Annotated in this window: 8 protein-coding genes and 2 pseudogenes; 1 reads left to right on the top strand and 9 read right to left on the bottom strand. The window is 42.8% G+C overall.

What is annotated here, in order from left to right; genetic code table 11:
• Positions 1-478: 478 nt before the first annotated feature.
• The 3 genes and pseudogenes from C7H79_RS06860 to C7H79_RS06850 form a co-directional block, all read right to left on the bottom strand.
• A pseudogene (locus C7H79_RS06860) lies at positions 479-1,297 on the bottom strand (IS3 family transposase); the annotation flags it as partial.
• 245 nt (positions 1,298-1,542) lie between these two features.
• On the bottom strand, positions 1,543-2,679 hold the full coding sequence (locus C7H79_RS06855) for a PilT/PilU family type 4a pilus ATPase (RefSeq protein WP_106706547.1): 1,137 nt from the start codon (positions 2,677-2,679) through the stop codon (positions 1,543-1,545).
• Between the two features lie 35 nt (positions 2,680-2,714).
• Positions 2,715-3,758: a type IV pilus twitching motility protein PilT gene (locus C7H79_RS06850; RefSeq protein WP_106706546.1), complete on the bottom strand. Its 1,044-nt coding sequence runs from the start codon at positions 3,756-3,758 to the stop codon at positions 2,715-2,717.
• Positions 3,759-4,193: 435 nt separating this feature from the next.
• Between C7H79_RS06850 and C7H79_RS18810 the strand changes: the two are divergent.
• Positions 4,194-5,335: pseudogene (locus tag C7H79_RS18810) on the top strand (IS256 family transposase).
• 123 nt (positions 5,336-5,458) lie between these two features.
• On the opposite strand, the gene C7H79_RS06840 reads toward C7H79_RS18810, so the two are convergent.
• The 6 genes from C7H79_RS06840 to C7H79_RS06815 all read right to left on the bottom strand — a co-directional run bounded on the left by C7H79_RS06840 (position 5,459) and on the right by C7H79_RS06815 (position 10,560).
• Entirely contained in the window at positions 5,459-6,700 is a 1,242-nt protein-coding gene (locus C7H79_RS06840) for an EAL and HDOD domain-containing protein (RefSeq protein WP_106706545.1), read from the bottom strand.
• 169 nt (positions 6,701-6,869) lie between these two features.
• Positions 6,870-7,712 carry an HDOD domain-containing protein gene (locus tag C7H79_RS06835; protein WP_106706544.1) on the bottom strand — a complete coding sequence of 281 codons (843 nt, stop codon included), beginning with the start codon at positions 7,710-7,712 and terminating at the stop codon, positions 6,870-6,872.
• 234 nt (positions 7,713-7,946) lie between these two features.
• Positions 7,947-8,207, bottom strand: coding sequence for a YfhL family 4Fe-4S dicluster ferredoxin (locus tag C7H79_RS06830; RefSeq protein ID WP_106706543.1), 261 nt, complete (start codon positions 8,205-8,207; stop codon positions 7,947-7,949).
• A gap of 14 nt (positions 8,208-8,221) precedes the next feature.
• Positions 8,222-8,701, bottom strand: coding sequence for a pantetheine-phosphate adenylyltransferase (gene coaD / locus C7H79_RS06825; RefSeq protein WP_106706542.1), 480 nt, complete (start codon positions 8,699-8,701; stop codon positions 8,222-8,224).
• The gene (gene rsmD / locus C7H79_RS06820; RefSeq protein WP_106706541.1) at positions 8,694-9,248 is read right to left on the bottom strand and encodes a 16S rRNA (guanine(966)-N(2))-methyltransferase RsmD; all 555 of its coding nucleotides are present in this window, start codon (positions 9,246-9,248) and stop codon (positions 8,694-8,696) included. The genes coaD and rsmD overlap by 8 nt, the downstream gene beginning before the upstream one ends.
• A gap of 13 nt (positions 9,249-9,261) precedes the next feature.
• Positions 9,262-10,560 carry a M16 family metallopeptidase gene (locus C7H79_RS06815; RefSeq protein WP_106706540.1) on the bottom strand — a complete coding sequence of 433 codons (1,299 nt, stop codon included), beginning with the start codon at positions 10,558-10,560 and terminating at the stop codon, positions 9,262-9,264.
• Positions 10,561-10,605: the final 45 nt, after the last annotated feature.

Here is a 10,605-nt window from a genome sequence, read left to right as displayed (position 1 = left end):
CATTTAAAGGCTTGATAAATAGTCAAAAGCCTTTATTCATCAGTGTTTCGGTGGGTCATGAGGTATAATTAACATCTTATAAAAGTTGCACTTCAAACTTGAATCCGCCTACTAATGTAGTGATGGAATTTCTGATTTATGTCGCCCGCTTCGACGGGTTTTTTATAAGAGTGAAGCCGTAAGTGTGGCACCGTATGGAATTTTCCAAATAGAGTGTGTTAGTGTTTTTTCTCACCCACTTATTTGGAGGTGTATCATGTCAAAACAAATGTCCCATTATCGTAAAAGTGATAGTGCTCCTGTAATGTATTATGTTTTGGTATTTACCTTAATAATTTCGGGGCTATTCATGTGGAATTTCTAGCCACTTTGTATTAACTTCCTATAACCGCCCGAGAGGCGGTTTTGATTATTATGAATAGGACTTTCCTGAACCACAGGCCTACCTGACGTGGTCAACTAATTCTGGACAATCCAGTTAAGCAACTTGCTCCGATTTTTCTGTTTCTGCCTCATATTGATTTGTACTTTTGTATCCCAGGTATGAATGCAGCCGATGACTACTGTAGAACATAGAAATATACTGCAGTACATCTTGCTGTGCTGCATAGCGGGTTGGCTAGTTTTGCCACTGGACTCGTTCCTGTTTAAGGCTGCCGAAAAAACTTTCTGCTACAGCATTATCGAAACAGTCGCCGGTACGGCTCGTACTACCAATTAAACCATGGACTTTTAGCAGCCTCCGGTATTCTCTACTGGCATACTGCAATCAGCGATCCGAATGCACAATCAATCCAACTTGCGGCTGACGTAGCCAAATAGCCATTCTCAACGCATCACATACTAATCTCGCTTTCATTCTTGAACTCATGCTCCAGTTAACAACCTTTCTGGAAAACAAATCGATGACAACAGCCAGATACAACCAGCCTTCCTGTCTCCAGATGTAGGTTATGTCGCCAGCAAAGACTTGATTCGGGCTTGTAACATCAAACTGCCGATTCACCTTGTTCTCGAACACTGGTTGCTTGTGATTGCTGTTAGTTGTCACTTTGTACTTCTTCCGGTGTCTCACTTGGACGCCAGCTTCTCGCATCATGCTTCGAGCTTTCCGGCGACTAACCGGATAACCCAATGCATTCAGCGCTTTTCTTATCCTGCGACTACCATATGTATTATGGCTGGATTTCGCTATGTCTCGAACCGCCCCGAGTATTTCCTCATGACATGATGCTTCTGACCGATTACGAACGCGTCGAACATAACTATAGTAGGCGTTACGACTTACACCCATTATTGCTCCGGAACTAATTATTCATGATACCGCACATTCTCTATAAACATACAGAATAGGCATCTCATCTACCAGTAACAAAGATTCATGGATAGATCGTGCCGAATCTATAATTTAAATTCCTTTGAATACTGCTTACTTGTTACCATCTTTTCCTCCAGCTAAGAGAAAATAGTCTTAGCTGGGTTGTCCGAGTCTATTAGGCCATGTCAAAATAGGTATCCGGTTTTTGTTGACCACTACAGTTCCTACGTGATTGCCAGGTGCGCAATCCCCGAATTAAGATCATGTGACTTGGCTTCGGCGCTTTCCAGTTTAATTTGCAACCGCAATTCATTCATCGAATCGGCATTGCGCAGCGCATCTTCATAGCTGATTTTACCGGCTTCATAAAGCTCAAACAGCGCCATATCAAAAGTTTGCATGCCCATTTCGCGCGAACTCTTCATGATAGTCTTGATTTCATGCACATTGCCTTTAAAAATCAAATCCGAAATTAAGGGAGAGTTAAGCAGAACTTCGATAGCCGCAACTCTTCCTTTGCTGTCTTTAGCCGGTATTAATCGCTGCGCTACCAATGAACGTAAATTCAGCGACAAATCCATCAATAACTGTGCTCTACGTTCTTCCGGGAAAAAATTGATGATGCGATCGAGTGCTTGGTTGGCGCTGTTGGCGTGAAGCGTGCCCATGCAGAGATGGCCGGTTTCAGCAAATGCAATGGCGTGTTCCATGGTTTCACGGTCACGGATCTCGCCGATCAGAATTACATCGGGAGCTTGTCGCAGTGTGTTTTTTAGTGCGGCTTCCCATGATTCGGTATCGACCCCAACTTCGCGCTGAGTGATGACACAGTTAATGTGTTCGTGAACATATTCCACCGGATCTTCGATGGTGATGATATGGCCATAACTATTCTTGTTGCGATGCCCAATCAATGCTGCCATGGATGTCGATTTCCCGGAACCGGTTCCACCAACAAAAATTACCAGACCCCGCTTGCTCATTACAACTTCCTTGAGCACTTGCGGAAGTGCCAAATCATCAAATTCAGGTATTTTCGTGGTGATAGTACGTAATACCATTCCGACGCGTTGTTGTTGTACAAACGCGTTGACACGAAATCGACCGATTCCGGCTGGGCTGATCGCAAAGTTGCATTCTTGTGATGCTTCAAATTCTGAGACTTGCTTGTCATTCATAATCGACTTAGCGAACATCTCGGTATGTTGTGCGGTTAGGGGCTGTTGAGAAACTGGAGTCATTTTTCCATCAATTTTGAATGCAGGTGGAAACCCGGTTGTAATGAACAGATCTGAGGCTTTCTTGCTCAGCATCAATCGCAGTAAATCCGACATAAATTTTGTAGCTTGTTCTTTATCCATTTGTTGCTCCTGAAATTTCCAACACACCGGATTGATTAAACTCTGAAATTGTCCTTATTCATCGCTTGAGTCCTGGCTTCAGCAACTGAAATAGCATTGCGTTTTACCAGATCGGTCAAGTTTTGATCCAGCGTTTGCATGCCTGCATTCTGCCCCGTTTGTATCGCTGAATACATCTGCGCAACTTTGGCTTCACGGATTAAATTACGAATCGCTGGAGTGCCAATCATAATTTCATGCGCAGCTATGCGACCCTTGCCATCCTTGGTTTTTAGCAGTGCTTGAGAAATCACTGCGCGTAATGATTCCGATAGCATTGCACGAATCATTTCTTTTTCTTCCGCCGGAAACACGTCGATTACACGGTCAATAGTTTTGGCAGCCGAACTGGTATGCAAAGTTCCAAATACCAAGTGACCGGTTTCAGCTGCGGTCATCGCCAAACGTATGGTTTCAAGGTCGCGCAATTCACCCACCAGAATAATGTCGGGGTCTTCACGCAGTGCGGAACGCAGTGCATTTGAGAAGCTTAAGGTGTCTCGGCCGATTTCTCTCTGATTTATGAGACATTTTTTGCTCTCATGAACGAATTCAATCGGATCCTCAAGCGTCAGGATATGGCCATACTCATTCTCATTGATGTCATTGATCATTGCAGCCAAGGTAGTCGATTTTCCCGAACCGGTAGGGCCGGTTACTAATACAACCCCCCGCGGTTGCTTGGCAATTTCAGCAAAAATTTTGGGTGCACGCAAGTCTTCCAAACTAAGCACCTTAGATGGAATCGTACGCATGACTGCCGCCGCACCGCGTTGCGTATTAAATGCATTCACGCGGAATCGGGCAAGATTTGGTATCGCAAAAGAAAAATCACATTCCAAATGCTCTTCGTAAAATTTGCGCTGACCATCATTCATGATGTCATATATCATCGCATGTACATCCTTATGACTCATTTCTGGTAAATTGATGCGACGGATTTCGCCATGCACCCGAATCATCGGTGACATGCCTGCCGATAAGTGCAAATCGGAAGCGCTGTTTTTGACCACAAAAGCAAGTAATTCGACTATATTCATTAAGTGTCCTCTTGTGACAATGCGAAATGTAATGGGAATGTTGCTGATAAAACTGATTTACCTAAACAGGCCGTAGAATAACTGTCTGCGTTGCTGTTCGGCTTTAAGAGCGGACTTAAGAGCTTATAATAAGCATATTTCTGCCCGCATTTTCCTTGAAAACGTTTTCCCACTGTCTGCTAACGCAATCACTGCATTAGTCAGTTTCTTTGTTAACGGACAAAACAAATCAAAAATTGAGAGAAGTTGATTAGAAACTGTTTTCAGGTAAGGCTTCTTGAACCCCGCCCAATAAATCTATTTGAATTTGCGCAGGCGCTCCTCAAAGGGATCGAGAGGCGATTGTAAGATTGATATGTGCTTTCTAGAGGTTGTAAATAATTTTGTGTAAATGTTCATTTAGCAGGAAACTGCTTATATACTTTTGGAGTAAAGATGACTACACGCAAATCCCTACCGACCGACTTAATTGATAGTCTGTTGGCCGATTACAAAAAGCCAGAAGATTTAATCGGTGAGAATGGCCTTCTCAAGCAACTCACCAAAGCGCTGTTTGAACGTGCCCTGCAAGCAGAGATAACCGAGCATCCTGGTCACGATAAGCACGAAACTGTAACCAATCCCACTGGCAATGCCAGAAATGATAAAAGTCATAAGACTCTGAAAGGTGAATTCGATGAATTGTCCATCGAGATCCCCCGTGACCGCGAAGGCAGTTTCGAGCCGCGAATGATTTCTAAGCATCAAACCCGCTGGGTGGGGTTTGATGACAAGATCCTCTCGCTGTATGCCGTGGCATGACGGTGCGTGATATCCAGCAGCACCTCACCGAAATGTATGGCGCGGAAGTGTCGCCTACGCTTATTTCTACGGTCACTGGTGGCATGATGGATGAAGTAAAGCAATGGCAATCTCGGCCTCTCGATGCGGTGTATCCTGTAATCTATCTCGATTGCATCCATGCCAAAGTTCGTGACGCTGGTAGCGTTCGTGCCAAAGCAATTTACCTGGCGATCGGCATTAATATGGAAAGGCATAAAGAAATCCTGGGCTTATGGATTGCTCAGACCGAGGGTGCCAAATTCTTACTCAGCGTTGTCACTGAGCTCAAGAACCGTGACGGGCAGGAATCTTTATCGCCTGCGTTGATGGTGTAAAGGGCTTCCCTGAAGCGATTGAAACAGTCTATCCATATGGCCATTGTACAACTCTGTATCGTGCACATGGTGCGTAACAGCCTCAACTACGTCGGATGGAATAAACGCAAGGAAGTAACTGCTGATTTACGCTTGATCTACAGCGCCGCCACGATTGATGAGGCTGAGCAAGCGCTAGCAGACTTTGAAGATAAATGGAACAAGGCTTATCCACCAGTTTCCCTGTCCTGGCGCAATAACTGGCAGCGCGTCATTCCGTTCTTTGACTACCCGCCTGAGATACGGTGCATTATTTATACAACCAATGCAATTGAATCAGTCAATATGAGTCTACGCAAAGTCAGCAAAAGCCGGGGATCGTTTCCTAACGATGACGCCGTGATCAAATTGTTCTATTTGGCGCTCAACAATATAGCCTAAAGATGGTCTATGCCAATAAGAGTTTGGAAACCTGCACTAAACAGGTTTACTATCCAGTTTAACGAGAGAATGCCCAAGCAATATTAACCACCATTTACACAAAATCTAGGACATCCTCGCTTTCTATGCGGATTGATTAACCACATCATTGATTCGATTAGCCCATGCTGTAGCTTCCAGTTCCATCTTAAGGAATTCATCCATGTTGATAAATCCCATCTCTGATAATATCCATGTAACTGTTTCATAGTCACCTTTTTCATGGGCTTCAATCAATTCCAACTGATGACCCAGATAACCCCGTCGTGTTAACAGCGCTTCGCCCATATCTTTCTGAATACTTAACGTGCTAACAAGCTCTGACATTTCTATCCCCAGCAAAGTATCTAACAATGATAGGACTCCTACCATGAAGGCGCGATCCTGATGATTCTTATCATGGGGACGATCCGCGATGGCTATAGCCTCTAACAATCTGCCACGCACTGTGGCTGTTTGCATTAATGCATCTGACGCACCACCGTCCCTCTGTTTGGCAGCATAGAGCAAGATTTGTATCCAACGCTGAAGTTGCTTTCGGCCAATAATCATAATGGCTCGTTTGATTGAGTTAATCGTGCTGGGCAAACCGCTTGCGGCAGAATTTACCATGCGTAACAAGTTATAGCTTAAACCGGGTTGATACTTGAGTTCATTTTCAATCTCAGTTACTTCGCCGTCCTTAACAACCAACAATAATAATTTCAATAAAGACAGCTTCGAGGGGTCAATGCGCTTTCCAGAAATAATTTCCGGTTTTGCAAAATAAAAGCCTTGAAGCATTTGGAAATTCATCGCGATACAGTTTCTCGCCATTTCCTTGTTTTCAACTTTCTCAGCCAGCAATAACACCGGCCAGCATTTTAGCTTTTTTATAAGATTAAGTAAGTTATTTTGATTTAATGCAGTAATATTAATTTTAACTATATTAATAAGTGGCATTATGCGTTCAAACCGATGATCCAGCTGAACGATATTAGAAAGTGCCAATTGATAGCCTTTTTGTTTTAAGAATAAGCACCGTTGTATGATTTCATCATTGATCTCTACGCTTCTCAAAATTTCAAGGACTACATGTTTCTTGGGAAGCATGCAGATTGCATCATTCATCAATAACTTAGCATCAACTTTAATAAAGCCGCGCCGTTTACCTATTACATTCTCTATACCTAATTGCCCATAGGTATCAATGATGACATTGGCTGAAGCAGCGGAATTATCGGCTACCTCAACGATGTTATTTTGATTGGAGCGAAATAAAAGCTCAAACGCCACTAAATTTTGCTTGCAGTCCAGAATCGGTAATCTGCCAAGATAAACTTCCATCCTATTTTCCTCTCTATCTTCACGCTATCCTGCATGCACCTGTTTATCGTCCGAAATTGAAACGACTTGAATTTTTGTGCAGCATTAAAACCTTATGTAATAAAAGAAATATATGACGTAGGGCAAGAAAATCTAAGTTGTTTGAAGAACATAATCTTGCAATTATCAGTTAATGGATAGCATTAAATACTTCAATGACTTGCAATTTAGCAACGGTAATTACTGATTCTACAATTTCTGCTGATAACCCAAGGTAACTCCATGTTTTAAGTGTGCGATCAGATAAGGTTGTTTCGAGGTTTGGCGGTTGGTTGGTACAAGGTTGGATATAATTGGCGATGCTTATTGCTGCACAAAGTGTGCTGGTATCAAGTTGATATTCTTCACTTTTCATGGGGTCAAACTGATATTCGACCATCTTCCATATATTGGACGGTAGCTTCCATTGCTTTAGAAGCTCGGCACCCAATTGCGCATGCGTAAAACCAAAAATCTTTCGTTCTTCCTGGATTGCGGCGTCTTCACCTAGATTCATGCAATTTAACACTTTTGCAGATTCTTTCGGAAATTGACTAAAAAGGATTAGCCTCCCAACATCATGCAACAATCCAGCAATAAAAAAGCGCTCTCGACTATCAACACTTGACGCTAATAAGCGCGCAGTCACACCACTCGTAACGCTGTGGTTCCAGAATGTATCCATGTCTACCAGATCGGGAGGAATTCCTTTGAAAGTTGTGGTTACTGATGATGCAATCACCAGATTACGTAATTCTTTATGTCCGATGATGGAGATAGCTTTCATAATGGTTTCAATTTTTCCAGAGAAACCAAAATATGCGCTGTTTGCGAACTTCAACAATTTAGCTGTTAATGCAGGATCACTTAATATGATACGTTCTAATTCTGTATTCGTTGCTTCCCCAGAGTCAATTAAATCATTGATGCGAAGTACAACGTCAGGTAAGGAAAAAATAGAGCGAACGTTAGTAACTATTGTGCATGGATCCATTTAAGTCTCGGAGAAATTGAAGCTAATGTCCATCTTAACTTTGTTACGAATATTACGGCGACTACTTCTGACTTATGCTGGAGCAACCGTTATCGTTGCAACTGGAATCATCAAAATGAGATCCAGGTACGTAACACTAAGATTAAACGAAGATCATCCGAATTGTTCTCTGGATTAAGCGGAGAAAATTATCTGATTTCTCAAGAAAGCGAAATTCAGTCTGGAAAAATTATTCTATGAACTAGATTTGTCAGATATAAGTGACAGATATTTTGCCTGAAGCTGTTCTTTGCTTTCTACCATGGCGGGGTTGGTTGTAATGCAATCTACCGGGCAAACCTCAATACACTGAGGCTCATTGTAATGCCCCATACATTCTGTGCACAGACTGGGATCAATTTTGTATATTTCCTCACCCTGAGAAATAGCCCCATTTGGGCATTCGGGTTCGCAAACATCACAGTTAATACATTCATCAGTAATAATTAGCGCCATTTATACTCTCAAAATTATTTAATTATTTTTTCACTCAGCTTTTTTGCGACCAGTGGATGCACAAACGCATTAGCGTTTCCGCCAAGTAATGCAATTTCACGCACGATAGTCGCTGAAACAAACATATATTGCTCTGATGGGGTCATGAATAGAGTCTCTACATCAGGATATAGCCTGCGATTCATTCCTGCCATTTGGAATTCATATTCAAAATCTGAAGCTGCGCGCAAGCCGCGCAGAATTATCCGCGCCCTCTGTTGCTGCAAGAAATTCATCAATAAACCAGAAAATGCCATAACTTTGACATTAGAACAATCCGAAAGTACCTCCTGAGCCATCTCGACTCTTTCTTCTAAATTGAAAAAAGGTTTTTTGCTGCTACTAACAGCGACTGCAATAACAACCTGATCAAATAAGCGGGAGGCGCGTCGGACCAAATCCTCATGTCCGCGAGTTATTGGATCAAACGTACCGGGATAAATTGCTTTATCCATAGCGCACTAACTCCAGCAACTGATAACGAACAGTCCCCGCTTTTGCGCTGCGATGTATATTCCATTGTTTATCCAGATTCCATATGCTCCTGTTTTCAGAATAAACCAATCCGCCTTCCGCAAGATGAGATGGCAGCAATGGCATTAATTCAGGTAACAATTCAAGTCGATAAGGAGGATCAAGAAAAATAATATCAAATTTACGTGCATCGGATTTCATAAAATTCACTGCATTCATCATGAGCAGTTCAACCTGAATAGCATGCAACTTTTCTTTATTTTCTTTAAGTGCCCTATATATTCGTGCATCATTATCAATCATAACCACTTGTGCCGCGCCACGTGATGCAGCCTCGAAACCAAATGCACCGCTACCAGCAAACAAATCGAGACAGCGCAAACCGCTTAAATCCTGCTCTAGCCAATTAAAGACAGTTTCACGTATTCTATCGGAAGTAGGTCTTAAGTCGGGATGATCCGGGAAACCCAGCAAGCGACTACGCCATTGACCACCGATGATGCGAACTTTTCCCCGAATTAATGTCATAAGGCAAATTCTTTCACTCAACCGATCCGACAATTACGGCTACCATACCATCGGGTTGGATTCGTCGTTGGAATGCTTGTCGAATTTGCTCAGTAGTTACTGCTTCAACGGCTTCCAGATAATCCGTCAAATAAGTAAGTGGTAGTTGATAAAAACCGATTACGGATAGAAAGCTTAATATTTTGCTATTACTGTCGATGCGCAGCGGAAAACTGCCAATAATATTTTGTTTAGATGCGACCAGTTCCTTCTCCGTTGGGCCGTTCAAAACAAAGTCTCGAAGTACTTGTTGGGTTAATGAGAATGCTTCTTCTGATTGCTCTTTTTTGGTCTGCAAGCCAATTTGGAAGGGCCCTTGTTCTTTATATGGTGAAAAGAAACTATAAACACTATAAGCCAAGCCACGGTGTTGGCGCACTTCTTCCATCAGGCGTGAAACAAACCCTCCACCTCCTAGGATATGATTTCCAACCAACAAGGGAAAATAGTCAGGATCACTTCGGCGCAATCCCGGATAAGCCAGTTGAATGTGACTTTGTGCGGCGGGATGGGGCAATCTTTTTATTTCTGCTGAGGGAATGGCAACTGGCGGAACATCCTTTGTTTTTCCAGTCAAGGGTAAGTTTTCAGTTAATTTTTCTGCTATTGTTGCTGCTTCAAGTCGAGTTACATCGCCAATGATCGCTATCACAGCACCTTCCGCTACATAATGAGAGCGGTAAAAGGTAAGCAAATCCTCTCGTTGTAATTTATTGAGTGTATCAATTTCACCCAGTTCATTGAATCCATAAGGGTGATTGCCATATAGCATTTTCATCAATTCATGCTCGGCAATATAATCCGGTTTAGTGCTTGATTCTTTTATACTTGAAATAATTCTTGCCTTTTCCCTCAACAAAATGGCTTGTGGGAATTCTGGAGATTGAATAATCCGCGCAAATATATCCAGTGCCTGCTTGCGTTCCCGGTCACTACTCAGGGTACGTAATGCAATGCCGGCGCGATCTCGATCAAAATGACTTCTAGTTTGCGCCCCTACATCGGCTAATGCAGTGGCGACTTGATCCTCAGATAAGCCACCTGCACCCAGGCCGAGCATATGTTGCACCAGATTTGCACAACCTGATTGACTGGGAATATCCATGCTACTGCCAGCTGCAAATTCGATACTAACATCCAGTATTGGGAGATCATGATTTTCCACGAAATATACTCGTGCTCCAGAAGAAGTCTGCCAGTACTGAATTGGTAACGAGGCCAATGCCCATTGCGAGAAAAATCCAAACAGCATGAAAAAAAACAATTGCTTCATGAGTACCAAGCCTCCTACAGCGCGCTCATTAAGAGCAACCATGTT

This window comes from Nitrosomonas supralitoralis (assembly GCF_003011925.2).
Taxonomy (GTDB): Bacteria; Pseudomonadota; Gammaproteobacteria; order Burkholderiales; family Nitrosomonadaceae; genus Nitrosomonas; species Nitrosomonas supralitoralis.
This window is presented reverse-complemented; position numbering and strand designations above follow the sequence as displayed.